Annotated in this window: 23 protein-coding genes; 12 read left to right on the forward strand and 11 right to left on the reverse strand. The window is 71.0% G+C overall.

The features are described from left to right. Positions 1–5: 5 nt before the first annotated feature. The 7 genes from pabB to MW290_RS07060 form a co-directional block, all read right to left on the reverse strand. Positions 6–1,901, reverse strand: a complete 1,896-nt coding sequence (gene pabB, locus MW290_RS07030; protein ID WP_250196538.1) for an aminodeoxychorismate synthase component I — start codon at positions 1,899–1,901, stop codon at positions 6–8. 57 nt (positions 1,902–1,958) lie between these two features. Continuing rightward, positions 1,959–2,492: a formaldehyde-activating enzyme gene (fae, locus tag MW290_RS07035; RefSeq protein ID WP_250196539.1), complete on the reverse strand. Its 534-nt coding sequence runs from the start codon at positions 2,490–2,492 to the stop codon at positions 1,959–1,961. Between the two features lie 30 nt (positions 2,493–2,522). Continuing rightward, the gene (locus tag MW290_RS07040; RefSeq protein WP_250196540.1) at positions 2,523–3,353 is read right to left on the reverse strand and encodes a formylmethanofuran dehydrogenase subunit C; all 831 of its coding nucleotides are present in this window, start codon (positions 3,351–3,353) and stop codon (positions 2,523–2,525) included. Further along, positions 3,350–4,255, reverse strand: a complete 906-nt coding sequence (gene fhcD / locus MW290_RS07045; protein WP_250196541.1) for a formylmethanofuran--tetrahydromethanopterin N-formyltransferase — start codon at positions 4,253–4,255, stop codon at positions 3,350–3,352. Before fhcD ends, MW290_RS07040 begins: the two co-directional genes overlap by 4 nt. Continuing rightward, the gene (locus MW290_RS07050) at positions 4,252–5,934 is read right to left on the reverse strand and encodes a formylmethanofuran dehydrogenase subunit A (protein ID WP_250196542.1); all 1,683 of its coding nucleotides are present in this window, start codon (positions 5,932–5,934) and stop codon (positions 4,252–4,254) included. The genes fhcD and MW290_RS07050 overlap by 4 nt, the downstream gene beginning before the upstream one ends. Next, entirely contained in the window at positions 5,931–7,118 is a 1,188-nt protein-coding gene (locus MW290_RS07055) for a molybdopterin-binding domain-containing protein (protein WP_250196543.1), read from the reverse strand. Before MW290_RS07055 ends, MW290_RS07050 begins: the two co-directional genes overlap by 4 nt. 302 nt (positions 7,119–7,420) lie before the next feature. Continuing rightward, a complete protein-coding gene (locus MW290_RS07060) occupies positions 7,421–8,161 on the reverse strand; it encodes a HisA/HisF-related TIM barrel protein (protein ID WP_250196544.1) in 741 nt (246 codons plus the stop codon). Between the two features lie 12 nt (positions 8,162–8,173). Between MW290_RS07060 and MW290_RS07065 the strand changes: the two genes are divergently transcribed. The 6 genes from MW290_RS07065 to MW290_RS07090 all read left to right on the forward strand — a co-directional run bounded on the left by MW290_RS07065 (position 8,174) and on the right by MW290_RS07090 (position 12,633). Continuing rightward, on the forward strand, positions 8,174–9,109 hold the full coding sequence (locus MW290_RS07065; RefSeq protein WP_250196545.1) for an ATP-grasp domain-containing protein: 936 nt from the start codon (positions 8,174–8,176) through the stop codon (positions 9,107–9,109). After that, entirely contained in the window at positions 9,102–10,190 is a 1,089-nt protein-coding gene (locus tag MW290_RS07070) for a hydantoinase/oxoprolinase family protein (RefSeq protein WP_250196546.1), read from the forward strand. Before MW290_RS07065 ends, MW290_RS07070 begins: the two co-directional genes overlap by 8 nt. Next, positions 10,191–10,790 carry an amino acid kinase family protein gene (locus MW290_RS07075; protein WP_250196547.1) on the forward strand — a complete coding sequence of 200 codons (600 nt, stop codon included), beginning with the start codon at positions 10,191–10,193 and terminating at the stop codon, positions 10,788–10,790. Between the two features lie 181 nt (positions 10,791–10,971). After that, positions 10,972–11,952: a Bug family tripartite tricarboxylate transporter substrate binding protein gene (locus MW290_RS07080; RefSeq protein WP_250196548.1), complete on the forward strand. Its 981-nt coding sequence runs from the start codon at positions 10,972–10,974 to the stop codon at positions 11,950–11,952. Between the two features lie 107 nt (positions 11,953–12,059). After that, positions 12,060–12,359 (forward strand): type II toxin-antitoxin system RelE/ParE family toxin, encoded by a 300-nt coding sequence (locus MW290_RS07085; RefSeq protein ID WP_250196549.1) that lies wholly within the window; start codon positions 12,060–12,062, stop codon positions 12,357–12,359. Further along, positions 12,346–12,633: a helix-turn-helix domain-containing protein gene (locus MW290_RS07090; protein WP_250196550.1), complete on the forward strand. Its 288-nt coding sequence runs from the start codon at positions 12,346–12,348 to the stop codon at positions 12,631–12,633. Before MW290_RS07085 ends, MW290_RS07090 begins: the two co-directional genes overlap by 14 nt. A 15-nt stretch (positions 12,634–12,648) precedes the next feature. On the opposite strand, the gene zwf is transcribed toward MW290_RS07090, so the two are convergent. Then, complete coding sequence (gene zwf, locus MW290_RS07095; RefSeq protein WP_250196551.1) at positions 12,649–14,112, reverse strand: glucose-6-phosphate dehydrogenase; 1,464 nt, start codon at positions 14,110–14,112, stop codon at positions 12,649–12,651. A 213-nt stretch (positions 14,113–14,325) separates the two neighbouring features. Between zwf and fusA the strand changes: the two genes are divergently transcribed. The 3 genes from fusA to MW290_RS07110 all read left to right on the forward strand — a co-directional run bounded on the left by fusA (position 14,326) and on the right by MW290_RS07110 (position 19,735). After that, on the forward strand, positions 14,326–16,428 hold the full coding sequence (gene fusA, locus MW290_RS07100) for an elongation factor G (RefSeq protein WP_250196552.1): 2,103 nt from the start codon (positions 14,326–14,328) through the stop codon (positions 16,426–16,428). A gap of 79 nt (positions 16,429–16,507) precedes the next feature. Next, positions 16,508–17,227 carry a class I SAM-dependent methyltransferase gene (locus MW290_RS07105; RefSeq protein WP_250196553.1) on the forward strand — a complete coding sequence of 240 codons (720 nt, stop codon included), beginning with the start codon at positions 16,508–16,510 and terminating at the stop codon, positions 17,225–17,227. 105 nt (positions 17,228–17,332) lie between these two features. Continuing rightward, positions 17,333–19,735 (forward strand): DUF3772 domain-containing protein, encoded by a 2,403-nt coding sequence (locus MW290_RS07110; protein WP_250196554.1) that lies wholly within the window; start codon positions 17,333–17,335, stop codon positions 19,733–19,735. On the opposite strand, the gene fdhD is transcribed toward MW290_RS07110, so the two are convergent. Beyond that, the gene (fdhD, locus tag MW290_RS07115) at positions 19,681–20,556 is read right to left on the reverse strand and encodes a formate dehydrogenase accessory sulfurtransferase FdhD (protein ID WP_250196555.1); all 876 of its coding nucleotides are present in this window, start codon (positions 20,554–20,556) and stop codon (positions 19,681–19,683) included. The genes MW290_RS07110 and fdhD overlap by 55 nt on opposite strands. A gap of 60 nt (positions 20,557–20,616) precedes the next feature. On the opposite strand from fdhD, the gene MW290_RS07120 reads away from it, so the two are divergent. Together MW290_RS07120 and MW290_RS07125 are read left to right on the forward strand one after the other, a co-directional pair. Beyond that, positions 20,617–21,693, forward strand: coding sequence for a substrate-binding domain-containing protein (locus MW290_RS07120; RefSeq protein ID WP_250196556.1), 1,077 nt, complete (start codon positions 20,617–20,619; stop codon positions 21,691–21,693). A 124-nt stretch (positions 21,694–21,817) separates the two neighbouring features. Then, positions 21,818–22,888, forward strand: coding sequence for a type II asparaginase (locus MW290_RS07125; protein ID WP_250196614.1), 1,071 nt, complete (start codon positions 21,818–21,820; stop codon positions 22,886–22,888). 125 nt (positions 22,889–23,013) lie between these two features. On the opposite strand, the gene MW290_RS07130 is transcribed toward MW290_RS07125, so the two are convergent. Then, the gene (locus MW290_RS07130) at positions 23,014–23,256 is read right to left on the reverse strand and encodes a hypothetical protein (protein WP_250196557.1); all 243 of its coding nucleotides are present in this window, start codon (positions 23,254–23,256) and stop codon (positions 23,014–23,016) included. A gap of 177 nt (positions 23,257–23,433) precedes the next feature. Here MW290_RS07130 and MW290_RS07135 point away from each other — a divergent pair, with 177 nt between their 5' ends. Then, a complete protein-coding gene (locus MW290_RS07135) occupies positions 23,434–24,264 on the forward strand; it encodes an urease accessory protein UreD (protein ID WP_250196558.1) in 831 nt (276 codons plus the stop codon). A gap of 22 nt (positions 24,265–24,286) precedes the next feature. On the opposite strand, the gene MW290_RS07140 is transcribed toward MW290_RS07135, so the two are convergent. After that, a complete protein-coding gene (locus MW290_RS07140; protein ID WP_250196559.1) occupies positions 24,287–25,258 on the reverse strand; it encodes a glucokinase in 972 nt (323 codons plus the stop codon). Positions 25,259–25,367 lie beyond the last annotated feature (109 nt).

The following is a 25,367-nucleotide window of genomic DNA, read 5'->3' on the forward strand; positions in this document are numbered from 1 at the left end:
CGGCCTCAGGCGGCCTGCAGCGCAGCGGGCACGGCCGCACCCGGCTCGGCCGCTGCGGGCTGCGCCATCAGGCAGGCCGGCAGCGCCCCGCGCAAGGCGTTGCACACCACGATGGCCTCGGCCGCCAGCAGGTCGGGCAGCATGAGCGTGCGTTCGGTGGCGGCCCAGGCCGGGTCTTCCAGCAACAGGCCGCGCATCACGCCGGGCAGCGCGCCATCGGCCAGCGGTGGCGTGCACCACTGGCCCGCCAGCTTGACGAAGACCGAGCTGCGCCCGCCTTCCACCAGCCGGCCGTCCTGCGTGAAGAACAGGCTGTCGAAGCCGCCGGCCGCTTCGGCCTCGCGCACGCCTTGGTCGTAATGGGCGCGCAGCGTGGTCTTGAAGGCGGCCAGCGGCTGCGCGTCGGGCAGGCGCTGCGGCGAGATCAACAGCCCGGCCGGGCCGGCCGGCAGCGGCGCCAGCGGTGCATGCGTCAGGCCCACGCGGCCATCGTGGGCCAGCGCCAGGCGCACGCGGGCGGGCTCGGTCAGCGCCTGGGCCGTGGCGATGGCCGCCTGCAGTTGCGCCTCGTCCAGCGCAAAGCCCAGCGCACCCGCGCTGGCGCGCAGCCGGGCCAGGTGGCGGTCGAGCTGCTGCAGGCCGGTGGCCGGCTCGAAGCGCATCGTCTCGAACAGCTCGAAGCCCGGCGGCAGCCCGGTAAGGAAGCGGGCCTTGAGCCGGCATTCCTCGAATTCGTCTTCCGGCACGCTGTCGAGCACGATGCCGGCGCCCACGCCCAGGCGGGCCGGCCGCAGGCCGCGCCGCTCGGGCCCCAGCGTGAGCGTGCGGATGGCCACCGACAGGCAGAAGTCGCCCAGCGTGGCGCCTTCGGCCGGCGCATCCACCCAGCCGATGGCGCCGCAATACAGCCCACGCGGCGTGGTCTCCAGGCCGGCGATCAGCTCCATGGTGTGGTGCTTGGGCGCGCCGGTGATGCTGCCGCACGGGTAGGTGGCGCGCAGCAGCTCGGCAAAGCCCAGGCCGGGCCGCGGCCGGGCCTGCACCGTGGAGGTCATCTGGAACAGCGTGGTGTAAGGCTCGATCGAGAACAGCGCCGGCACGCGCACCGAGCCGGTCTGCGCGACGCGGCCGAGGTCGTTGCGCAGCAGGTCCACGATCATCAGGTTCTCGGCGCGGTTCTTGATGTCCTCGTGCAGCAGGCGCGCGGTTTCGCTGTCACCCTCCGGGCCGCGGGTGGGCGCGGCGATGCGCGGCGCGGTACCCTTCATCGGCCGGGCGGTGAGCACGCCCGCCTCGTGCCGCAGGAACAGCTCGGGTGAGCAGCTCAGCACCACCTCGCCATCGCCCGCGACGATCAGCGCGCCATACGACACCGGTTGCCGCTGCCGCAGCCGGCGGAACAGCGCCAGCGGATGGCCGTAGGCCTGGCCGTGCAGGCGGTAGGTGTAGTTGATCTGGTAGGTCTCACCCGCGCGGATGGCCTCGTGCACACGGCCGATGGCTTTGATGAAGGCCTCGCGGTCGACGCTGGCCTGCAGGCCGGCCACGCCGGCCGGGCCGGGCTCGGGCTGGCCTTCACGCTCGGCCAGCCAGGCATCCACCTCGTCGCGCGAAAGACGGCGCAGGCTGCGGAACATCAGCACGCGCAGCGCCGAGCCATCGTCGGCCGGCAGCGCGGCATGGCCGGCCTGCAGCAGCTTGGCGCCCCATTCATAGTCGGCCAGCAGCACCGCATGCAGGCCGGCGCGCTGGTCGGCTTCCACCTGGGCCCAGGTGGTGTCCAGCGTGGCAGGGTCGGTGCACAGATGCTCGTGCGCCAGGTCTTCGTACAAGCGGCTCGCCGGCCGCTCGGGCGTGGCATCACGGTCGTCCAGCAAGGCGAAGGCGGGCAGGAGGCTCATGGCGAAACGTTAGCAGAGCAGGCCGCCCCGGTCCGCCGCCGGGCCGACATCAGGACATCAGCTCCAATCGTCCATGTCGTGCTTGATGGTGTGGCGGTTGGCGATCAGCTCCTCGACCGACGGCTCGTTGTTCAGCGCCCGCTTCAAGGCCAGCTTGGTGGCCTCGTAGTTGGTGCGGTACATGTCCTTCTTGTCCAGGTTGGGGTCGGTCGCGCAGCGCGGGTCGATCCACACCAGGCTGATGATGCACAGCTCGTTGGCCAGCGCCTTGGGGATGATGCCTTCGATCAGGCAGTCCACCACCGCGTCGGCGGTGGCGCTTTGCACCACGCCGCCGAAGAGGTCGATGTTGGCCATGTCCTTCAGCGTGACCTTGGGCACCACGATGGTGGCCGGGCGGACCAGCTGGTTGCAGGCACGGATGGCGAACATGGCCGTGTGGCCCTTGCTCTGCGCCATCATGTTGGCGAAGGCCTGGCCCACCGGGCCGTCGGTGCGGCCGATCAGGATCTCGGGCATCGCATCGGTGAACTGGCCTTCCTTGGCCAGCACGGTGGCTTCGCCGGCATGAAAGAGATAGGGCTGGGTCATCGCAGTCTTTCGGGTACTCGGGTCAATGGTTCAAGGTTCTACAAGGATCAGCTCGCCCTTGCCCTGGGCCGACAGGTCGCCCAGGTGCCGCTGCATGCGCCGCTGCGCCAGCGTGGCGAAGGCACCGCCGTGGCGGGCCAGGCTGCGCGCCAGCAGCTGCCAGGCCACCGGCACGTCGGCGATGGCGGGCACGAAGGTGGGGCCAGGCGTGCAGGCCGGGCCGGCCAGCACCAGGCTGCCCCGGCGCATGCCGTAGCCCGGCCGCGCGCCGACGGGGCCGGCCACCGCAATGGTGCCGGCCACCATGCGTGAGGCCAGCAGGTCGCCCGCGCGGCCATGGATCACCGCGGTGCCGCGGCGCATGCGGTCGCCGAAGCGCTCGCCCGCATCACCGCCCACGATGAAGCTGCCGCCGCGCATGCCGTCCATGCCGCCGGGCAGGGCCGAAGCGGCCCAGTCGCCTACGCTGCCCTGCACCTGCAGCCGGCCACCGGCCATCTCGCAGGCGGCCAGCAGGCCGGCGTCGCCCTGCACCAGCAATTCACCGCCCGTCATGCCGGCGCCCACGTAGTCACCGGCCGGGCCTTCCACCGTCAGCTGGCCGGCCTGCAGGCCGGTGCCGATGCGGTCGAAGCGGCTGCAGTCGCCCACCAGGCGCAGCGCAGACTGGTCGCCGTCGATCTCGTGCCGCTGCACGCTGAACCACTCGCCCAGCGGCACGCTGTGGTTGCCGTGGCCACAGGGCAGCTGCTCGATCTGCGCCACCGTCAGGTCGGCCAACGTGGCCGGCAGCAGCCCGCGCAGGTCGACGCGCAGCGGCGGCGCCTGGCGCAGGGTGAGTTCGATGCGCACCGCGGTCATGGCAGCAGCTTGTGCAGGTGGAAGTGGAAGGGCCCGAGCTTGCCGCCGTAGTTGCCGGCGCCAATGCGCACCAGCCCGCCGGCGCGGCCGATGCTGATGCCGGCCTGGATGCCGGCCTTCATCGCTGCGGCCACGTCGGCTTCGGTCAGACCGTCGATCACCACCTCCATCACGCAGCGGGTGTCGGGCGTGATCTGGGTCTTGTCGACCAGGCCGTACAGCGTGGGGCAGTAGGCATCGTTGGTGGAGGCGCTGAGGCTGGCGTACTTGCTGCCCACCTTGGAGCCCGAACGCACCACGCCGCCCGGAAACGGCATCACCACATTGGGCAGGCGCTTCATCGCGGCCACCGCGGCCTCGGACACGGCCAGCGCGGCGTCCACGTCCGTGGCCATGAACAGCAGGTTGCCGCCGCCCACAGCCTTGGTGACGGCGGTGGTCTCCTGGGCCACGAACTCACCATCCATCACCGGCACGCGCCAGTAGCGCACGCCGTCGATCACCTTGGAGATCTGCCAGCCATCGCCGAAGAAGCGCAGGTTGCGGCCCAGGGCCACGGCTTCGCCTTCCGCGATGCCGGCGTACACCGCGGTGGTGGGGCAGGTGAGCACGCATTGGCCCACGCGCCGCTCGATCTGCTTGGCCAGCTCTTTGCCGCTCATCGAGAAGATCAGCACGCTGACGCCGGGGCGGCCGTCGGGGGTTTCATCCGGGCCCAGCGTGCGTTCGACGCCGGCCTCGCAGCCGCAGGCGATCACCGAGGTCGCAAAGCCGGTGGCGCTCACCGCCGCGTTCATCGCCCAGGTGGCGTTGTGCGCGGTGATCAGGATGCGCGTGGCCTTCATCGGAAAGGCCTCGGCAAAGCTGACGTCGATGACGACGCCGTTGTGCTGCGCGGTCATCCGCCGCCCTCCGCCTGGAAGCAGGGCACCGGCAGCAACCGGCCGCCGTTGCAGCAGCTGCACAGCTCGTCGTGGCTGATGGCCGCGGCATCAAACGGCACCGAGCCCAGGCGGTCGAAGTGGCGGCGCAGCGTCTTCTCGATGCCACGGTCGTACTCGGGCTCGACGAAGTAAGTGCCGCCGGTGGGCGCGGCCAGCACCTTGCCGCGCCGGGCCACGGCCACGCCGTCCTTGAACACCCATTCGGGCTGGGCGAACATCTTCTCGCGGTCGGGTTCGTCGCGGTACACCGCGATGTCGGCCGCGGCGCCCAGGCCCAGGTGGCCGCGGTCCTTCAGGCCCAGCAGCCGGGCCGGCGCGGCGCGGGTCATGATGGCGATCTCGTTCAGCGTCAGCTCCCGCGTGATGCCCTTGAGCGCGGCCTGTGCCGCCACGTCGGGGTGCAGCCTGGCCAGCTGCTCTTCGCGGAAGCTGCGGTCCATCAGCAGCTTGATCAGATGCGGGTAGCTGGTGAAGGGGCCGCCGTTGGGATGGTCGGTGGTCAGCACCACGCGCCACGGGTCTCTCACCAGCAAGAAGATCTCCAGCCCGATGACCCATTGCAGCGCATTGACGTAGCTCTGCTCGCGGTAGCGGAAGGGCACCACGCCGCAGCCGGCTTCGCATTCGATGTCGGCGCCGATCCACTTGCGCGGATGGGCAAAGCCCGACTGCGCATGCTGGCGCATGGTGTCGCCCGAGGCAGTGACGGTCTGGCCGAACATGATCTGGCCGACGTCGATGCTGACGTTGGCGTTGGCATTGACCGCCTCGATCAGCGGCTGCGCGGCCGACGAGAACTTCTTCGGCCCCTCGGTGCCGTAGGCATGGAACTGGATGTGCGTCAGGTGCGCGGGCAGGCCTTCCAGCGCGGCTATGGTGGCCAGCGTGGACGCGATGTTGCCGGCCACGCCCAGGTTGCTGCCGTGGATGTGCAGCGGGTGCGGCACGCCCAGCTCGTGCAGCGCGCGGGCCAGCGTGTGCACCACCTGGCGCGGCGTCACCTGCCAGTGCACATGGGCTTCGTCCACGTCCAGCTTGCGCTGGTTGAACTTGAAGGCCGAGATGCCGCCCGGGTTGACCACCTTGATGCCCATGGCCTTGGCGGCGTTGATGGTCCAGCCCGCATAGTCGCGGATGCGCTGGAAGTCTTCGCCGCGGGCCAGCATCTCGAGGAAGAGCTCGTCGTTGCCGAGCATCACGTAGGCGCCGTGGTCCAGGATGGGCGTGTCGCCCATCTCCATGTGGGTGTGGCGCGCGTTGCAGGCCATCATCGCCGGCTCGAAGGCGGCGGTGTAGCCCATCTCCACATAGCGGTAGCCGGTGGCCAGCGTGCCCGGCGTGCAGGTGCCGCAGCTCGCCAGCTCCAGCAGGTTGTCAGGCAGCGCGATCGGTGAGCCGTCAGGCCGGCGATGGTCTTCGGGCAGCAGCAGCCGCGCCAGGTTGACCTTGCCGCCGCCGATGTGGGTGTGCAGGTCGATGCCGCCGGCCATCACCACGCAGCCGCTGGCGTCTATCGGCTGCGCCGCCGGGTCGGGGCCGACGATGCGGCCATCGCGCACATACAGGTCGCGCACCTCGTCCACGCCATTCGTGGGGTCGATCACGCGGCCGCCGCGCAGCACGGTGGTGGCCGTCATCGTGCAGGCTCCGGTGTGGGGGCCGGCAAGGCCTGGTGAAGGGCGCGCAGCACGGCGGCCACGGTGGGCAGGGTGTCTTCGTACAGCGGCTGCAGCGGCAGCACCACCGAGCCATCGGTGCGGAACAGGTGGCCGCGGCTGCCCACGCCGGGCGTGGACACGGGAATGAACACGTCGTCGCCCACGGCCGCCTGGTCGGGGTGGCCGAGCACGATGCGCGGCAGCCCCTGCGCTTCCGCCGGCACCGGCAGCGGGCCGAAGGACGAGATCCACAGCAGCGCATCCACCGCGCCACCGGCCAGCAGGCGATCGGTGGCGAAGCGCAGGGGCTCATGCTCCAGCCCGCCGGGGGCAGCCCGGCTGCGCAGCGGCAGACCTGAGAGCCAGGTGAACACCTGGTTCACCGTGTAGGCGCCGTCGCCGCCGCCCAGGCCCAGCGCCGCGGCGCGGGTGCGCTGGTTGAGCGTGGCCACCACGCGCTGCAGCGCCTCGATCAGCAGCCCGCCGTGCGATGGCAGGCGGCCGGTTTCGTACACCAGCACCGCATAACGCGCGGCCTGCAGCTGCTCGGCCAGCGCCAGCAGCGGCTGGGGGGCGCGGGCCTTCACTGCGGTTCGGCCCGCTACCAGCGCGGCCAGCAAGGCCAGGGTGTCGAACAGGTCCGCCGTACCGGCCAGCTCGGCCAGGCGCAGCACGGTGGGCGTGCGGTGGGCGCAGCGGTCCAGCAGGTCGCGCACGTAGTCCGACGGCGCGTCGTCGGCATCGGGCGTGACGATGAGCAGCAGGTCGGCGCGTTCACTCACCTCGGCCAGCGTGGTGGTGAAGCCGCCTTTGTCCTGCTGCACGCGCAGGCTTTCGAACAGCGGGGTGCCGGCCGCCACGTCGCAGATGGCGCCGGTGGCGCAGGCCAGCGGGTACAGCGCGCGGGCGCCGGCCACGTCGGTGGCCAGGCCGCCGAACAGCGGTTGCCGGCTGGCCCACAACAGGCGGGCCCCCTCGGCCACGGCCGCTGCCAGCGTGGCGGGCTGGCCGGCCACCTGCGGCTGCGCAGTGGACGGCGCGTCGCTGAAACGGGCCAGACCGCTGGCCGCGCGCCGGCAGCTGCTGCCGTGCGGCCCACTGCCCGTGCTGCACAGCAGCGGGCAGAACGGGCAGGTCCACGCAGTGGTCCGGGAAGAGGTCATTGCCCGCGACAACGCAAGCGATGTGCCACCACCCCGCCTGGGGCGCGGCGGCCCCGGACGGTACCCGGCGCCGCCAGATGTGCCACAGAGTGTGCCGGTTTTGGCCGCCAGGACCGTCCGCAGGGCAGCCTCAGGGCCCCCCGCGCGGTGGCATGAAACGTGATGCGCTGGGTCGCAACCAAGGATCAGACCGGGAGGCGGCGGGTGATGGCGCAGGGCAGCGGCGCGGCATGCGGGAAAGCACCGAGCGACTACGCAGCGGACGGGCGGGCGCCCGGCCGGCGGCGGCGTGGCCTGCGGCCTTACGGGTTGGGTCGGGCTGCCGGCGGCAGCTGGCCGTCGTGCAGCGCGCTGGCCACCAGCCAGGCCTCGGCGCCGGCATCGTGCGCATGCAGCAGGTCTTCGGGGTGGCGCACGCCCCCGGCGCCGATGAGCTGGGTGCCCGCCGCGGCGCGCAGGCGCACGGCCTGCAGCGTTTCCAGGTCGGGCCCGGCGTTGGAGCCCACGCGCTCGAGCGTCATCACGATGATGCGTTGCGGCCACAGCTCGGGCGCCTGCCAGCAGCCGGCCGGGTCCATCGGCTGGCCGTCGCGGCGGTCGAGTGACAGCACGGCGCGGGCGCCCAGCGCATCCCGGCGGTCGAAGGCCTGGGCCAGCGCTTCGCGCGAGGTGAGCGACTCGCTGCCGTACACCGGCACCACATGGGCGGCGGCAAAGCTGCCCAGCCGCGTCATCAGGGCCTGGGCGGCAGCCGCATCGGCAAAGCCGGCGTCCAGCCACAACTCCAGGCCGGGCAGCGCCTCGATCAACCGGTGCAGCACCGCGAACTGGGCAGGGCCGCCCATCAACGCGTCCAGGTCGGCCACGTACAGCCGCCGGGTGGCGCAGTGGGCGCAGAGAATGCGGGCCACGGTGGCGGGGTCGCTGCTGCCACACAGGGCGGACACGATGGGGCGGTATGCCTGGCGGTCGCCCCGCACACCACGAACCACCTGCCCGCCGAGCAGGTCCATCACGGGAATGAGCGAGGTCTCGGCCGACATGCAGGTGCAACGATGAAGCGGGTGTTTGTTTTTGAGTATCTCACCGGGGGTGGCGAGGTGGGCAGCGACGCCGAGCGCGACGAGCTGATGCCGATGGGCCGGCTGATGCGCGATGCGCTGGTGGCCGACCTGCTGACGGTGCCCGGCGTGCAGGTCTCGGCCGCGCTGTGCCGCCATGCGCCCGAGGTGCCGGCCGGCGCCCGCGGCGTGGCAGCCCGCACTGGTGAAGCCACACTGGACTTCATGGCCCGCGAGTCGGCCGCCCACGACCTGGCCTGCGTGGTGGCGCCCGAAACCGGTGGCCTGCTGCTCAAGTACAGCCGCTGCGTGAGCCCGGCACGCTGGGTGGGCTGCAGCCCCCAGGCCATCGCCCTGGCCAGCTCCAAGCAGGCCACGCTGCGGCAGCTGGATGCGGCCGGCGTGTGCACGCCGCTGGCCATCACCGAAGCGCGGCGCTGGGTGGTCAAACCCGACGACGGCGCCGGTGCCATCGACACCCGCGTGCACCACCGCCACGAGGCGGCCCTGCAAGACCTGCAGGCCCGCACCCGGCGCGGTGAACCGGCCACGCTGGAGCCCTGGGTGGAAGGCGATGCGCTGAGCCTGTCGCTGCTGTGCCGCGGCGCGGGCGAAGCCGAGGTGCTCAGCGTCAACAGCCAGCAGGTGGCGGTGGATGCCCAAGGCGCGGTGCGCTTCCTGGGCGTGCAGGTCAATGCGCTGCCGGCGGCGCAGGCGCTGACGCAGGTGGCCGAAGCCGTGGCCCGTGCGCTGCCGGGGCTCAAGGGCTTCGTCGGCATCGACCTGGTGTGGCATGCGCAGCACGGGCCGGTGGTGATCGAGGTCAACCCCCGCATCACCTGCGCCTATGCCGGCCTGTCGGCCGCGCTGGAGCGGCCGCTGGCCGCCGAGCTGCTGGCGCTGTTCGAGCGGGAGCCGGCCCATGCCTGAACGCCACGGCCTGGTGGTGGGCTGGGACATCGGCGGCGCCCATGCCAAGGCCTGCCTGATGGACGGCGGCCGCATCGTGGACGTGGCGCAATGGGCCTGCCCGCTGTGGCAGGGGCTGGACCACCTGGAGCGTGCCCTGGCCGACGCCCAGGCCCGCTGGCCGCAGATGGCCGGCGCCCGCCATGCGCTGACCATGACCGGCGAAATGGTGGACCTGTTCGCCCACCGCGAAGAAGGCGTGCAGCATATCGCCGCGCTGGTGGCGCTGCGGCTGGGCGCGGTGCAGTGCTATGCGGGGGACGACGGCTGGGTGGACGTGGTGGACGCCGGCCGCCACTGGGCGCAGATCGCCTCGGCCAACTGGCTGGCGACCGCCCGGCATACCGCCCGGCACATGGGCAACCAGACAGGCGAAGGCGTGCTGGTGGACATCGGCAGCACCACCTGCGACCTGATCGCCTTTCGCGGCGGCCGGGTGGTGACCACCGCGCGCAGCGACGTTGACCGCCTGGCCACCGGCGAGCTGGTGTACCACGGCGTGGTGCGCACGCCGTTGTGCGCGCTGGGGCCGCGCATCGCCTTCGGTGGCCGCATGCTCAACGTGATGAACGAGTTCTTCGCCACCACGGCCGATGTGTACCGCCTCACCGGCGAGTTGAACCCGGCGCACGACCTGTACCCGCCGGCCGATGGCGGCGCCAAGGACATGGACGCCACCCGCCGCCGGCTGGCCCGCATGATCGGCCTGGACGCGCGCGATGCCACGCCGGCCGACTGGCTGCAGATGGCCCATGCCTGGCGCGCCGCCCAGGTGGCCGAGCTGGGCAGCCAGCTGCGCCGCGTGGTCGCGCTGCACGGCCTGGGCGACGAGGCGATGGTGGTGAGCGCCGGCTGCGGCGACTTCCTGGTGCCCGATGTGATGGCCGCCGCCAGCACGCCCGAGGCGCCGCTGCAGCGCTGCGTGCGCTATGCCGGCCACGTGGCGGGCGCCAGCGCGGAGGCGGCGGGCTGGGCCCAGGTGTGCGCCCCCTGCGTGGCGGTGGCGGCGCTGTACCACGAACACGTCGGGGAGCAGCGCTAGATGTGGGTCGTCAAGCTCGGCGGCAGCGTGTGCACCGACCCGTTGCTGCCCCACTGGCTGGACCTGCTGGCCGACCTGGGCGGCGGCCGTGTGACCGTGGTGCCCGGCGGCGGCCGCTTTGCCAATGAAGTGCGGCATGCGCAGCGCGAATGGCAGTTCGACGACCTGGCCGCCCACAACATGGCGGTGCTGGCGATGGCGCAGACCGCCTACCAGCTGCATGCGTTGAACCCGGCGCTGCGCCTGGCCCAGCGCAAGACCGACATCCACCGCGTGCTGCACACCGGCCGCACCGCGCTGTGGCTGCCGCTGGAGCTGCAGCGCGAGATGGTGGACGACCGCACCAACTGGGACGCCAGCTCCGACACCATCGCCTTCGACCTGGCGCGCAGCCTGAACGCCGAGCGGCTGGTGCTGATCAAGTCATGCACCATCGACCACCGGATGTCGCTGGCCGACCTGAGCGCCCGCGGCGTGATCGACGGCCCGCTGGCCACGCGCGCCCACGGCGCGCCCTTCCCCATCGAGCTGCTGCACAAGGCCGAGCTGGCCGAGATGCGGGCGATGCTGCTGGGGGATGTGCGGTACCTGGGGGTGTAAGGCCGGGCCGGTTGCATACCCCAGAGGTATGACGCCGGACCGAAACGATATTGGACGCGCCTGCCGGGCGGCGCCACAGTGCAGCCACCCCAGGTGAGGTGCAGTCGCCGTTCCGTCCCCGTCCCTGGTCGGTGCCTGCCGGCGATTGCCGACGCCGCACCCCGATCACGGAGACCACGACATGACCGTTCAACGACGCAGGCTGCTCGGCTCAGCCACCGCCTTCACCTTGGTCGGCCTTGCGGGCCGAGCCACGGCACAGCCCACCTGGCCCGTCAGCCCGGTCAAATGGATCGTGCCCTTTCCGCCTGCCGGCGCGATGGACGTGATCGCCCGCACGCTGGCCGAGCAGATGGGCCGGCAGCTGGGGCAGACCTTCGTCATCGAGAACCGACCCGGCGCCGGCGGCAACATCGGCGCCGATGCGGTGGCCCGCTCGCCGGCCGACGGCTCCACGATGATGATCGTGGCCAACGGCCAGGCGGTTAACCGCTACCTCTACCGCAGGCTGTCGTACGACCCGGTCAAGGACTTCGCACCGGTGTCGCTGGTGGCCGTGGTGCCCAACGTGTTGGTGGTCAGCGCGGCCAACCCGGCACGCAGCGTGGCCGACGTGATCCGGCAGGCACAGGCCAATCCCGGCAAGCTCAGCTACGCCTCGGCCGGCAACGGCACCTCCATCCACCTGGCGGGCGAGCTGTTCGCGTCGATGGCCAAGCTGGACCTGCTGCACGTGCCCTACAAGGGCAGCGGGCCGGCGGTGACGGACCTGATCGGCGGTCAGGTGGACATGATGTTCGACAGCATCACCTCCGCCCGGCCGCACATCGAATCGGGCCGGCTGCGCGCGCTGGGCGTGACGACGAGCCGGCGTTCCGCCGCATTGCCGGAGGTGCCCACCATCGCCGAGGCCGGGCTGCCGGGCTATGACTTGTCGCCCTGGTTCGCGGTGTTCGTGCCGGCCGGCACGCCCCAGCCGGTGGTGGACAAGATGAATGCCGCGCTGCTGGCCGCGATGAAGCAGCCCGAGGTGAAAGCGCGCTTCGCGGTCATCGGCGCGGAGCCCATCGGCAGCAGCCCGCAGCAGCTGGCCGCGCACCTGAAGGCCGAGATGGACAAGTGGGGCGCGGTGATCGCCGAGCGCGGCATCCGCGCCGATTGACGCGGCCGCAGGGCGGCCCTCAACCCCCCGTCGTATCCGGATCCCGCATGCCGTAGTCCATGCGTACAGACCGGGCACGCCTGGCGTCGACAAGCTGCCGAATAAGCGTGGTCGAGGAGATCCTCGCGCTCCCAGACACGCTCGCTGCCAGGTACGTGGTGCTCACGAGGCGGATCATGGCGGTTGGGCCGAATCTTGGCGCACCGCACACCGACGCCTTCGGCGAAGGGCTGTTCGAACTGCGGCTCAAAGGCCAGGAAGGCATTGCCCGAGTCTTCTTCTGTGCGTTAGTCGGGCGCCGGGTGATGATGCTGCACTCCTTCATCAAGAAGACGCAGAGGACACCCCAACGCGAAATTGAAGTCGCGCGCAAGCGCATGAAAGAGGTCAAGCATGCGAACCCATGACGATGTCGTTGCCAAGCTCATGAAGCGCCCCGGCGTCCGCAAAGAAGTCGAACGGATCGAACGAGAGGAAGGCGCACTGCTGGACCTCTTGCTCAAGGCGCGCGAAGAAGCGGGGCTGTCTCAAGCGCAAGTGGCCGAGCGCATGGGCACCCATGCGCCCGCTGTCGCGCGCCTTGAAAGAGCGCTGGCCACAGGCAAGCACTCGCCTTCGCTCGCCACGCTGAGAAAGTACGCGCAGGCTTGCGGCAAGACGCTGTCTCTTCACCTCACGTAGCCAGCAGCCAGGCGCTCACCCCCCCGTCGTATCCGGATCCCGCCACACCCGCTCGAACGGCAGCCGCCAGGCGTTGGGGGCGATCAGTTGGTGGATGGGCTTCGGGCCCCAGGAGCCCTGCTCGTACAGACGCACCGGGGGCGGCTGCTCCAGCAGCGCGGTGGAGACCTGCCACAGCCGCTCGATGCCCTCGGCGGTGGTGAACAGCGTGCGGTCGCCGCGCATCGCGTCCAGGATCAGCCGCTCGTACGCTTCCAGTACCTCGCCGATCAGGCCAGTGTCGCGCATCGCGAACTGCAGGCTCAGCTTGTCCAGCCGCATGCCGGGGCCGGGCCGCTTGCCGTAGAACGAGAGCGACATCTTCGACGCATCGGCCAGGTCGAAGGTGAGGTGGTCGGGCCCCTGCGAGCCCACGCCCGAGTTGGGCGGGAACATGCTCTTGGGCGGCTCGCGGAAGGCGATGGAGATGATGCGCTGGCCCTGCGCCATGCGCTTGCCGGTGCGCAGGTAGAAAGGCACGCCGGCCCAGCGCCAGTTGTCGATGTGGCACTTGAGCGCGATGAAGGTCTCGGTGTCGCTCTCGGGGTCGACGCCCTCTTCCTTGCGGTAGCCGCTGTACTGGCCGCGCACCACGTCGTGCGGCTGGATGGGCAGCATGCTGCGGAAGACCTTGTTCTTTTCTTCGCTGATGGGCACCGGCTCCAGCGAAGTGGGCGGCTCCATCGCCATGAAGGCCAGGATCTGGAACAGGTGGGTCACCACCATGTCGCGGTAGGCGCCGGTCTGCTCGTAGAAGCCGGCCCGCTTGCCCAGGCCCAGCGTCTCTGGCACGTCGATCTGCACGTGGTCGATGAAGTTGCGGTTCCAGATCGGCTCGAACAGGCCGTTGGCGAAGCGGAAGGCCAGGATGTTCTGCGCCGGCTCCTTCCCCAGGAAGTGGTCGATGCGGAAGATCTGCTCCTCCGCGAACACCTCGTGCAGATGACCGTTCAGTGAAACCGCGCTCTGCAGGTCGGTGCCGAAGGGCTTTTCCATCACGATGCGGGCGTTTTCCACCAAGCCTGCCTCGCCCAGCATGCGCACCACCGGCAGCGCCGCGCTGGGCGGCACACTCAGGTAGTGCAGCCGGCGGCATTCGCGGCCCAGCGAGGCCTCGGCCCGCAGCACCGCATCGCGCAGCACCGGCGCGCCGGCCGCCAGCGGCACGTAGTCGAGGATGGACGCGAAGGCCTCCCAGTCGGCCGGGTTGACCTTGCGGGCCGAGAATTCGTCGAGCGCGCCGCGCGCGATGTCGCGGAAGCCGTCAGCGTTGATGTCGTCCAGCGACACACCGATGATGCGGCAGCCCGGAATGAAGCCGGCGCTGACGAGGTGGAACAGGCCGGGCAGCAGCTTGCGGCGCGCCAGGTCGCCGGTGGCGCCGACCAGCACCACCACCTGCGGGTACTGCGGTCCTACGCCTTGTGGAATCTTGGCCAAGAGGGCTCTCCTCCCTGTGGAATCTGAATGGGGCTCGTGCAACGGACAGCGGGCCGGGGGCAAGCGATTTCGGTGCCAGTGGCGGCCGACGGCCGGCCCCGGCACCGGGCGGCTTGACCCCGCCACTCGCCAGCCTAACGCCAGCCCGCTAAGCTGCGCCGGCCATGCGGCCAACCCGGGCAGCCCGCCCGCCCCGCCAGGAGGACCCCCGCCATGTCCCGCAAAACCCCGATCGAACGCTATCGCAACATCGGCATCAGCGCCCACATCGACGCTGGCAAGACCACCACCACCGAGCGCATCCTGTTCTACACGGGTGTGAACCACAAGATCGGTGAGGTGCACGACGGCGCCGCGACGATGGACTGGATGGAGCAGGAGCAGGAACGCGGCATCACCATCACCTCGGCGGCCACCACGGCCTTCTGGAAGGGCATGGCGGGCAACTACCCCGAGCACCGCATCAACATCATCGACACCCCGGGCCACGTGGACTTCACCATCGAGGTGGAACGCTCGATGCGCGTGCTGGACGGCGCGGTGATGGTGTACGACTCGGTGGGCGGCGTGCAGCCGCAGAGCGAGACCGTCTGGCGCCAGGCCAACAAGTACAAGGTGCCGCGCATGGCCTTCGTCAACAAGATGGACCGCGTGGGCGCCGACTTCTTCCGTGTGCAGCGGCAGATCGGTGAGCGCCTGAAGGGCGTGGCCGTGCCGGTGCAGATCCCGGTGGGCGCCGAAGACCACTTCCAGGGCGTGATCGACCTGGTGAAGATGAAGGCCATCGTCTGGGACGACGGCAGCCAGGGCGTGCGCTTCGAGTACCAGGAGATCCCCGAGAACCTGAAGGCCACCGCGCAGGAGTGGCACGACAAGATGGTCGAGTCGGCCGCCGAGGCCAGCGAGGAGCTGCTGGACAAGTACCTGGGCGGCGAGGCGCTGACCGAAGCAGAGATCAAGGCCGCCATCCGCCAGCGCACCATCGCCGGCGAGATCGTGCCCATGCTGTGCGGCAGCGCCTTCAAGAACAAGGGCGTGCAGGCGATGCTGGACGCGGTGATCGACTACCTGCCTTCGCCGGTGGACGTGCCCGCCATCCTGGGCCACAACGAGGACGACGACAGCCCGGCCGAGCGCCACCCGACCGACGACGAGCCCTTCTCGGCGCTGGCCTTCAAGATCATGACCGACCCCTACGTGGGCCAGCTGATCTTCTTCCGCGTGTATTCGGGCGTGGTGAAGGCGGGCGACTCGGTCTACAACCCGGTCAAGGGCAAGAAGGAGCGGCTGGGCCGCATCCTGCAGATGCATGCCAACGAGCGCGAGGAGATCAAGGAAGTGCGCGCCGGCGACATCGCCGCCGCGGTGGGCCTGAAGGACGCGACCACCGGCGACACGCTGTGCGACCCCGACAAGACCATCATCCTGGAGCGCATGGTGTTCCCGGAGCCGGTGATCTCGCAGGCGGTGGAGCCCAAGACCAAGGCCGACCAGGAAAAGATGGGCGTCGCGCTCAACCGCCTGGCGCAGGAAGACCCGAGCTTTCGCGTGCGCACCGACGAAGAAAGCGGCCAGACCATCATCGCCGGCATGGGCGAGCTGCACCTGGAAATCCTGGTCGACCGCATGAAGCGCGAGTTCGGCGTGGAAGCCAACGTCGGCAAGCCGCAGGTGGCCTACCGCGAGACGGTGCGCCAGCCCGCCACCGAGGTGGAAGGCAAGTTCGTCAAGCAGTCGGGCGGCCGCGGCCAGTACGGCCACGCCGTCATCACGCTGGAGCCACAGCCGCCGGGCAAGGGCTACGAGTTCGTCGACGCCATCAAGGGTGGCGTGATCCCGCGCGAGTACATCCCGGCGGTGGACAAGGGCATCCAGGAAACGCTGAAGTCGGGCGTGCTGGCGGGCTTTCCGGTGGTGGACGTGAAGGTCACGCTCACCTTCGGCTCGTACCACGATGTGGACTCCAACGAAAACGCCTTCCGCATGGCCGGCTCCATGGCCTTCAAGGAGGCGATGCGCCGCGCCAAGCCGGTGCTGCTGGAGCCGATGATGGCCGTGGAGGTGGAAACGCCCGAGGACTTCATGGGCAACGTGATGGGCGACCTCTCGTCCCGCCGCGGCATGGTGCAGGGCATGGACGACATGCCCGGCGGCGGCGGCAAGCTGGTCAAGGCCGAGGTGCCGCTGTCGGAGATGTTCGGCTACTCCACCACGCTGCGCTCGCTCAGCCAAGGCCGCGCCACCTACACGATGGAGTTCAAGCACTACGCCGAAGCCCCGCGCAACGTGGTGGAAGCGGTGATCGCCGCCAAGTAGGGGCTTTGCGGGCAGGGCGCATACTCGGCGCCCTTTCCTTGATCGAAGCCTCTTTGCTGCCGGCTTCGCGCCCCCTGCGATGCCCGGCTACCAGACCAAGCAAGAGTGCATCGCCGTGGCGGGCGTGGACGACCTGCAGATCCGCTCGCTGCTGGACCGCCAGCAGTTCAGCGACCCCCACGGCGAAGCGGCCGGCCTGGGCATCTCCTCGGCCACCTGGCCGCTGTTCGGGCTGCTGTGGCCTTCGGGCGCCGAGCTGGCCGCGCTGCTGGCGCTGCGGCCGGTGCAGGGCAGCGAACGCATCCTGGAGATGGGCTGCGGCCTGGGCCTGGCCAGCCTGGTGGCGCACCGACGCGGCGCCGACGTGACCGCCAGCGACTGCCACCCGCTCACCGCCGCCTTCCTGCAGGCCAACCTGCAGCTCAACGGCCTCGCGCCGATGAAGTACCGCTACGGCCACTGGCGGCAGCCGCTGCCGCCGGTGCCGCGCGCCGGCGAGGTGGCGCAGCTGGCGGTGGACGGCCCCTACGACCTGCTGGTGGGTAGCGACCTGCTGTACGACCGCGACGCGGCCGACGACCTGGCCGGCTTCATCGAGCTGCATGCCGGCGCCAGCGCCGAGGTGTGGATCGTCGACCCCGACCGCGGCAACCGCGCCGCCTTCAACCGCCACATGGCCGGACAGGGCTTCGCGCTCACCGAGCAGCGGCTTGACCGCGCCGCCACCGCCCAGGGCGCCGCCTACAAGGGCCGGCTGCTGAGTTACGCCCGGCGACAACCCGCCCGGCCCCTCGCCTAACATCCTGCGCCCGCCCCGACCCCGGGGCGATCACACAGGAGTTGGAAGATGCTTGTGCGCAAGACCGCAAGGCCTGCTTGCGCGGGATGGCGCTCATGGGCGGTGATGGCCGCCTGCCTGCTGATGCTGGCCGTGGCGCTGCTGTGCGCCGCCCCTGCGGCCCGTGCCGCCGACGAGGCGGACATCGCGCTGGACACCGCCCGCCAGCAGGTGGAACGGATCGAAAAACGGCTGGCCGGTGACACGCCGATGGCGGGCAGCGAACTGGCCGAATCGCGCCGCGTGCTGCTGCAGCTGCAGGAAGATGCCGACCGCATCGCCGGTGAGCAGGCGCCCGAACTGGACAGCGCCAAGGCCCGGCTGGCCGAGCTGGGCCCGGCGCCCGCGGACGGCACCGAGGCAGCCGACGTGGCCGAGCAACGGCGCAGCCTGCAAAAAGCCATCGAGACGCTGGACGCCCGCATCAAGCTGGCGCGGCTGCTGGTGGTGCAGAGCCAGCAGCTGGCCGACCAGGCCGCCGGCGAGCGGCGCGACCGCTTCCGCGCCGCGCTGTTCGAGCGCACCGATTCGATCCTGTCGCCCTCGTTCTGGAACGAGCTGCGGCTGAACGCCACGCGCGACCTGCAGCGGCTGCAGCAGCTGGGCGCCACCATGGCCGCTGCCGCAGCGGCCACACCCGCCACCGCCTGGGCCGCCCTGGGCGCGGTGGTGCTGGTGGTGTTCGGCCTGCGGCGCTGGCTCAGCCGGCGGCTGGTGGCCCTCACGGCCGAGCGCGCGCCTTCGGGCCGGGTGCGGCGCTCGCTGTATGCGGTGGCGCAGGCGCTGTTGGCCATGCTGGTGCCGGGCGTCGCGGCCTATGCGGTGATGCGCGGCATCGTCTGGACCCTGCCCGACACCGACCCGCTGCGCGAGCTGCTGGGCAGCATGGTGGGCGCCACCTGCTTCTCGGCCTACGTGGCCGGCATCGGCTCGGCGCTGCTGGCGGCCAAGCGGCCCTCGTGGCGGCTGCTGCCGCTGCCCGACGACGTGGCCACCGGGCTGCGCTGGCATCCCACCTACATCGGCGCGCTGATCTTCATCGGCTGGGTGGTGCAGCGCCTGGGCACCCAGGTGCAGACCAGCCTGGCCACCGAGGTGGCGATCAACGGCGTTTATGCGCTGCTGCTGGGCCTGCTGCTGGCCCACACGGTGCGCCGTGGCGAGCGGCTGCGCCTGCATTCACATGCGGTGCGCGACGAGCACGAATACCTGCCGCGCCCCACCTGGATGACGCTGGCCCTGTTTTTCGCCCGCGCCTTGCTGGCGGCCAGCGTGCTGGCCATCCTGGTGGGCTACGTGGCGCTGGGCGCCTTCGTGGTGCGGCAGGTGAGCTGGATCGCGGTGCTGGCGATGACGGCCTTCGTGCTGGACGCGCTGATCGACGACGTGGCCACGGCCTGGCTGGGCAGCCGCGCCGCCGGCGCCGACGACACGGCCGACGGTGAGACGCCGGGCATCCGGCTGCGCCGCCAGGCCACGGTGCTGCTGTCGGGCGCGCTGCGGCTGACCACGGCCCTGGTGGCGCTGGTGCTCATCCTCGCGCCCTTCGGTGAAGGCCCGTCCGACCTGCTGCGCCGCACCGACCAGCTGCGCGACGGCATCACCGTGGGCGAGCTGCAGCTGCGGCCCACCGCGGTGCTGCAGGCGGTGCTGGTGTTCCTGCTGGCCACGGTGGTGCTGCGGGCGGTCAAGCGCTGGTTCGCCGACCGCTTCCTGCCCACCACCTCGCTGGACGCGGGCATGCGCGCCTCGGTGGCCACGCTGCTGGGCTTCCTGGGCACGGTGGTGTCCATCGGCCTGGGGCTGTCGGCCATCGGCCTGGCGCTGGACAAGGTGGCCTGGATCGCCAGTGCGCTGTCGGTGGGCATCGGTTTCGGCCTGCAGGCGGTGGTGAGCAACTTCGTCTCGGGCCTGATCCTGCTGGCCGAGCGGCCGGTGAAGGTGGGCGACTGGGTGGCGCTGGGCGGGGTGGAAGGCGACATCCGCCGCATCAACGTGCGCGCCACCGAGATCCAGATGGGCGACCGCTCGACGGTGATCGTGCCCAACTCGGAGTTCATCACCAAGGTGGTTCGCAACGTGACGCACCAGAGCCCCCTGGGCCTGGTGCAGATCAAGCTGCCTATGCCGCTGGACACCGACACCGAGCGGGCCCGCGAGATCCTGCTGCAGGCCTTCGTCGACCACCCCGACATCCTGGACACGCCGGCGCCCAACGTGCAGCTGGACGGCGTGGACGCGGCCGGCAACGTGGTGTTCAACGCCACCGGCTTCGTCAACTCGCCGCGGCAGAGCTACGGCGTGAAGAGCGCGCTGCTGTTCAAGGTGCTGCAGGCGCTGCCGGCGGCCGGGCTGCCGCTGTGGAGGCAGCCGTCCATGGTGCTGCGCGAAGTCGCGGCGCCGGCGGCGCTGCCTCAGCCGCCCGAGCCGCGGCTGCCCGGCTCCACCTCGGGCGAATCGCCCGCATAACGCACCGCCTGCCGGCCGCGGCTGAAGCCCCACAGCACCAGCCCGGCCTGCTGCGCGATGCGCACCGCCAGCGTGCTGGGCGCCGACACAGTGGCCAGCGTGCCGATGCCCACGCGGGCGCACTTGCGCACCAGCTCGTAGCTGGCACGGCTGGACATCACCACGAAGCCCGGCGTGCCCAGCAGCCGGCGCTGCGCCAGGCGGCCGATCAGCTTGTCCAGCGCGTTGTGGCGGCCCACGTCCTCCATCGCCCACTGCAGCGTGCCGTCGGGCGTGGCCCAGCCGGCCGCATGGCAGCCGCCGGTGGCGCGGTTCACCGGCTGGTGCTCGGCCAGCTGCCCCATGGCCCGCAGCACGGCGGCCAGCGGCACGGCCGGCCCGGGCGGCAACGGCTCAGGCTGCAGGTCCAGCGCGGCCAGGCTGTCCACGCCGCACAGGCCGCAGCCACTGCGGCCTTCCATCGCGCGGCGGCGCTGCTTCAGTTGCACGAAGGCCTGCTGCGCCACTTCCAGCGCCACCTCGCAGCCCAGCTCGCCGGTGCTCAGCTCCATGCCGTAGCACTGGGCCGGTGAAGCGATCAAGCCTTCGGACAAGGCGAAGCCCAGCGCCATCGCCTCCAGCTCGGTGGGCGTGGCCATCATCACCGCATGCGACAGGCCGTTGAAGGTCAGCGCCACCGGCACCTCGCTCACCACCTCGTCCTGCTCGGCCTGCTGCGCCAGCTGGCCGTCGTCACCCAGCCGGCAGCGCAGCACGGCCAGCGCCTGGTGGGCGGGCAGGTCGTCGGTGTCGGCGGGGGTAACGGGAACGGCGTCGGTCATGGGTTCCAGGGGTACTGTGACTAAACTGCCCGGCCAGCATAGCCCCCCACGCCTGCCATCGTGCTGCACGTCTCCATCCGACCGCACTGGAACATCCGCAACGCCGAAGGCCGTGAGCTGCCGGCGCGGGTGCTGGCCTTGCTGTCGCTGGTGGAAGACCACGGCAGCCTGGCCGCGGCCTGCGAGAAGGAAGGCGGCAGCTACCGCCACGCCTGGAAGCTGCTGCGCGAGGCCGAGGCGGTGCTCGGCGCGCCGCTGCTGCAGATGCAGCGCGGCAAGGGCTCTGCGCTGACGCCGCTGGCCCGCACCCTGGTGTGGGCCGACCGCCGCATCGGTGCCCGGCTGTCGCCGGTGCTGGAAAGCCTGGCCTCGGAACTGGAGGCCGAGCTGCACACGCTGCTGGCGCCCAGCGGCGGCGCCCTGCGCCTGTGGGCCAGCCACGGCTTTGCGGTGGAGCAGCTGGCCCACCAGCTGGAGGCCGCGCAGCTGCCGCTGGAGATCAAGTACTGCAACAGCGAGCAGGCCGCCGCCGCGGTGCATGGCGGCACCTGCGACGTGGCCGGCCTGCACCTGCCGGTGGGCCCGCTGGGCGCCCAGGTGCTGGCCCACCATGCACGCTGGCTCAGCGGCGACCTGCGCGCCATCCACCTGGTGCTGCGCCGCCAGGGGCTGATGGTGGCGGCCGGCAACCCGCGCCGGGTGTATGCGGTGGACGACCTGCTGCGGCCGGACGTGCGCTTCATCAACCGCGAACGCGGCTCGGGCACCCGGCTGCTGCTGGACCTGCTGCTGGCCCAGCGTGGGCTGGACGGCGGCCGCATCGCCGGCTACGAGCAGGGCGAGCACACCCATGCCGCGGTGGCCGCCTACGTGGCCAGCGGCATGGCCGACGTGGCCTTCGGCGTGGAGACGGCGGCGCGCCGCTTCGGGCTGGAGTTCATCCCGGTGCAGGCCGAGCGCTACTTCCTGGCCTGCCGGCCGGCGGCGCTGCAGCAGCCGCGGGTACAGGCCATGCTGGCCGTCATCCGCAGCGACGCCTACCGTGAAGCGGTGCGCCAGCTGGCCGGCTACGAGCCCGACGCCTGCGGCAGCATCGCGCCGCTGGACGGCGAGCTGGTGACGGCGGCGCCGCGCTGAAGTGCACCAACTCCATGCACTTTGGGAAAGCATGAATGCCGGATCGGTATTCACCCGGGCCCGTTTCTCGCATCTACTCCCGCTGGTTTTTTCACAACCAAGAGGAGAACCCCGCATGCAATCCATGACCCGCGGCCTGCGCGCCGCCTGCGCCGCGCTGCTGGCGGCCACCGCCTTCGCCGGCCTGCCGGCCCTGGCCCAGACGGCCAAGCCCACCGTGGTGATCGTCGCCACCGGCGGCACCATCGCCGGTGCCGGTGCCTCGGCCCTGAACAGCGCCACCTACCAGGCCGCCAAGGTGCCGGTGGACAAGCTGATCGCCGGCGTGCCCGAACTGGCCAGTGTGGCCAACGTGCGCGGCGAGCAGGCCTTCCAGATCGCTTCCGAGAGCTTCACCAACGACAAGCTGGTGACTCTTGGCAAGCGCGTCTCGGCGCTGCTGAAGGACCCGGAAGTCAGCGGCGTGGTCGTCACCCACGGCACCGACACGCTGGAAGAAACCGCCTTCTTCCTGAACCTGGTGATCAAGAGCGACAAGCCCATCGTGGTGGTCGGCTCCATGCGGCCGGGCAGCGCGATGTCGGCCGACGGCATGCTGAACCTGTACAACGCGGTGGTGGTGGCCGCAGCGCCCAGCGCCAAGGGCAAGGGCGTGCTGATCACGATGGCCGACGACATCCTGCCGGGCCGTGATGCCAGCAAGCGCGTGAACATCAAGACCAGCGCCTTCGGCAGCCAGTGGGGCTCGCTGGGCATGGTGGTGGAAGGCAAGACCTTCTGGTTCCGCAGCCTGGCCAAGCGCCACACCATCAACTCCGAGTTCGACATCGACACCATCGATGCGCTGCCGGAAGTGTCCATCGTCTACGGCTCGGGCAGCATGAACATGGCGCTGTACGACGCGGCCGCCGCGCCGGGCGTCAAGGCCATCATCAACGCCGGTACCGGCAACGGCTCGGTGCCCAACTACGCGGTGGACAAGCTCAAGTCCATCCGCGACAAGGGCGTGATGGTGATCCGCTCCAGCCGCGTGGCCGACGGCATCGTGCTGCGCAACGCCGAGCAGCCCGACGACAAGTACGACTGGGTGGTGGCCCACGACCTGAACCCGCAGAAGGCCAAGATCCTGGCCGCCGTGGCGCTGACCAAGCCGCAGACGACCGCTGAATTGCAGCGGATTTTCTGGGAATATTGAACGTTGACCCCCAAGACCCGGGCATAGCCCGGGTCGGCCCCCCGAGGGGGCGCAGGTTCCTTGGGGCGGCCCGGCGGAACCTGGTGACCCCCAAGACCCGGGCTGCGCCCGGGTCGGTCCCTTCTTCAGGCTTCGAAGCGGCCCCGGCGCCAGCTCACGAAGCCGATGGCGCCCAGGCCGCCGAAGAGCAGCGCGAGGTCGCTGCCGGCGGCCGGTGCGCTGGTGTTGTGGTCAGTCGCCGCCGCCGTGGCCGCTGCAGCGGCGCCGGCTGCTGTTGCGGTGCCGGCACCTGAGCCTTGAGACGCTGCCTGGGCGGTACCCGCCACCATGAAGGCCACCACGGCCGCCACCAAGATCCGCTGATGCATGACTACCACTCCCTGAAGTTTGTTGGGACACCTGCAGCAGCGTCGGGTCTTGGCCCGTCTGCGGGCTGCAGGCACCACCCTAAGCAACTTTCGTGACAGCCATGCTGCACCGCAACAGAGCAGCGGTGCGTGGGGTTACAGTGCCGGCCTTCAGCCGCCTCAACCCCCCTCCGACCCATGGCCTGGACCGGTCACCTCGATCTGCACTACACGCGTGATGGCGAACGCACCATCGCGCTGGACCGCCATGAAGGGCCGCTGCGGGTGCTGCAGCGGCTGTACCCCGAAGGGCCCGGCATCTGCCACCACGTGCTGGTGCACCCGCCCGGTGGCGTGGTGGGCGGTGACGTGCTGCGGCTGGATGCGCGGCTGGCAGCCGGCACGCATGCGGTGCTGACCACGCCGGGGGCCACGCGCTTTTACCGCAGCGCGGGTGAGCCAGCGCTGCAGCACACCGAGATCCAGGTGGCCGACGGTGCGCGGCTGGAATGGCTGCCGCTGGAGGCCATCGCCTACAGCGGCTGCGAAGCCGAGAACCGCATGCGGTTCGCGCTGGCCGCAGGCGCCGAGATGATGGGCTGGGACGTGCTGGCCCTGGGCCTGCCGGCCACCGGCCAGGCCTTCGAGCGCGGACGCTTCCGCACCCACCTGGAGCTGCCCGGCGTGTGGCTGGAGCGCGCCACGCTGGCGGCCGACGACCACCGGCTGCTGGATTCACCGCTGGGCCTGGCCGGGCACAAGGTGGTGGCCACGATGTGGTTCGCGGCGGGCAGCCCGCTGGCGGCGGCGCGGCGCGACGCGCTGCTGCAGGCCGCCCGTGACGTGTGCGAGGACTCGGCCCTGGCCGCCACCGCCGGTGTCACCGCACCCCATGCCGAAGCGGTGGTGCTGCGCGTGCTGGCAGCGCGGGTGGAGCCGGCGCAGCAGCTGCTGCTGCGGGTGTGGACCGCCTGGCGCCGCAGCGCCTGGCAGATGGACGCACCGCCGCCGCGCATCTGGCGCACCTGATCGCGCCAGCGCCTGACCGGGGTCAAGCCGCGTCGAGTGCGCGCGAAGCGCCCAGCAGCGCCGGTGACTGCTGGGCGTCGATCACCCAGCAGGGGATCTGGCTCAGGTAGCCCTGGAAGCGGCCCTTGGCCTCGAAGCGCTGGCGGAACGGTGAGCGGGCGAAAGCCTCGCCCATGCGCGGCACGATGCCACCGCCGATGTACATGCCGCCGCGCGCCGCCACGGTCAGCGCCAGGTTGCCCGCCACGCTGCCCAGGAAGGCGCAGAACATGTCCAGCGCTGCGGCGGCCAGCGCATCGGCACCGCCCATCGCGGCCGACAGCACCGCGGCCGGCTCCTGCAGCGGCGCAGCCTGCTGCCGCACCTCACCCAGCGCCTGGTACAGGTTCACCAGCCCGGGACCGGACACCGCCCGCTCGGCCGAGGCATGGCCGAAACGACGCTGCAGGCTGGCGATCACCGCGGCTTCCTCGGCGGTGGCCGGCGCCAGCGACACGTGGCCGCCCTCGCCGCCCACGGCCACGGCCTCGCCGCGTCGGGTGAAGGTCAGCGAGGCCACGCCCAGGCCGGTGCCGGCGCCCACCAGGCCCAGCGTGGCACCCGGCAGCGGGGTGCCGCCGCCCACCGGCTTCAGCTCCGACGGCCGCAGCGCCGGCAGGGCCAGCGCCAGGGCCACGAAATCGTTCACGACCACGAAGCGCTCGAAACCGAACTCCTGGCGCACGGCCTCGATCGAAAAGCCCCAGGTGTGGTTGGTCATCTGCAGGTGGTCGCCGTCCACCGGGTTGGCGATGCCGATGGCGCAGTTCCGGGGCTGCGGCAGGCCCAGCTGGTCCAGGTAGCTGCGCATCGCCGCCTGCAGCGTCGGGAATTCCTCGCCCTTCAGCGCGGCGACGTGCGTGGGCTGGGCGTCGGCCGATTCGCAGATGGCAAAACGGGCGTTGGTGCCGCCGATGTCCCCCACCAGGCGGGGATACGCGGTTCTTTGCTCCATGGCTTCTTGGTTCTCCTTGTTGCCGATGGTATCGGGCGGCGGGCAGCGGGACCGTCGGACTTTGGCCCCACATCGGGTACGTTCGGGTTACGGCGCTTAGGATGACGTT

Source organism: Aquincola tertiaricarbonis, from assembly GCF_023573145.1.
In the GTDB taxonomy this organism is placed as follows: Bacteria; Pseudomonadota; Gammaproteobacteria; order Burkholderiales; family Burkholderiaceae_C; genus Aquincola; species Aquincola tertiaricarbonis_B.

What these genes read in the sequence shown, in the direction of transcription:
- MW290_RS07130 (WP_250196557.1), bottom strand. Translation starts at nt 23,256, where the DNA reads ATGCATCAGCGGATCTTGGTGGCGGCCGTGGTGGCCTTCATGGTGGCG.
- MW290_RS07135 (WP_250196558.1), top strand. Translation starts at nt 23,434, where the DNA reads ATGGCCTGGACCGGTCACCTCGATCTGCACTACACGCGTGATGGCGAA.
- fhcD (WP_250196541.1), bottom strand. Translation starts at nt 4,255, where the DNA reads ATGACCGCGCAGCACAACGGCGTCGTCATCGACGTCAGCTTTGCCGAG.
- MW290_RS07040 (WP_250196540.1), bottom strand. Translation starts at nt 3,353, where the DNA reads ATGACCGCGGTGCGCATCGAACTCACCCTGCGCCAGGCGCCGCCGCTG.
- MW290_RS07075 (WP_250196547.1), top strand. Translation starts at nt 10,191, where the DNA reads ATGTGGGTCGTCAAGCTCGGCGGCAGCGTGTGCACCGACCCGTTGCTG.
- MW290_RS07140 (WP_250196559.1), bottom strand. Translation starts at nt 25,258, where the DNA reads ATGGAGCAAAGAACCGCGTATCCCCGCCTGGTGGGGGACATCGGCGGC.
- MW290_RS07070 (WP_250196546.1), top strand. Translation starts at nt 9,102, where the DNA reads ATGCCTGAACGCCACGGCCTGGTGGTGGGCTGGGACATCGGCGGCGCC.
- MW290_RS07090 (WP_250196550.1), top strand. Translation starts at nt 12,346, where the DNA reads ATGCGAACCCATGACGATGTCGTTGCCAAGCTCATGAAGCGCCCCGGC.
- MW290_RS07105 (WP_250196553.1), top strand. Translation starts at nt 16,508, where the DNA reads ATGCCCGGCTACCAGACCAAGCAAGAGTGCATCGCCGTGGCGGGCGTG.
- fae (WP_250196539.1), bottom strand. Translation starts at nt 2,492, where the DNA reads ATGACCCAGCCCTATCTCTTTCATGCCGGCGAAGCCACCGTGCTGGCC.
- MW290_RS07060 (WP_250196544.1), bottom strand. Translation starts at nt 8,161, where the DNA reads ATGTCGGCCGAGACCTCGCTCATTCCCGTGATGGACCTGCTCGGCGGG.
- MW290_RS07050 (WP_250196542.1), bottom strand. Translation starts at nt 5,934, where the DNA reads ATGACGGCCACCACCGTGCTGCGCGGCGGCCGCGTGATCGACCCCACG.
- MW290_RS07055 (WP_250196543.1), bottom strand. Translation starts at nt 7,118, where the DNA reads ATGACCTCTTCCCGGACCACTGCGTGGACCTGCCCGTTCTGCCCGCTG.
- fusA (WP_250196552.1), top strand. Translation starts at nt 14,326, where the DNA reads ATGTCCCGCAAAACCCCGATCGAACGCTATCGCAACATCGGCATCAGC.
- pabB (WP_250196538.1), bottom strand. Translation starts at nt 1,901, where the DNA reads ATGAGCCTCCTGCCCGCCTTCGCCTTGCTGGACGACCGTGATGCCACG.
- MW290_RS07065 (WP_250196545.1), top strand. Translation starts at nt 8,174, where the DNA reads ATGAAGCGGGTGTTTGTTTTTGAGTATCTCACCGGGGGTGGCGAGGTG.
- MW290_RS07125 (WP_250196614.1), top strand. Translation starts at nt 21,818, where the DNA reads ATGACCCGCGGCCTGCGCGCCGCCTGCGCCGCGCTGCTGGCGGCCACC.
- MW290_RS07080 (WP_250196548.1), top strand. Translation starts at nt 10,972, where the DNA reads ATGACCGTTCAACGACGCAGGCTGCTCGGCTCAGCCACCGCCTTCACC.
- fdhD (WP_250196555.1), bottom strand. Translation starts at nt 20,556, where the DNA reads ATGACCGACGCCGTTCCCGTTACCCCCGCCGACACCGACGACCTGCCC.
- MW290_RS07110 (WP_250196554.1), top strand. Translation starts at nt 17,333, where the DNA reads ATGGCCGCCTGCCTGCTGATGCTGGCCGTGGCGCTGCTGTGCGCCGCC.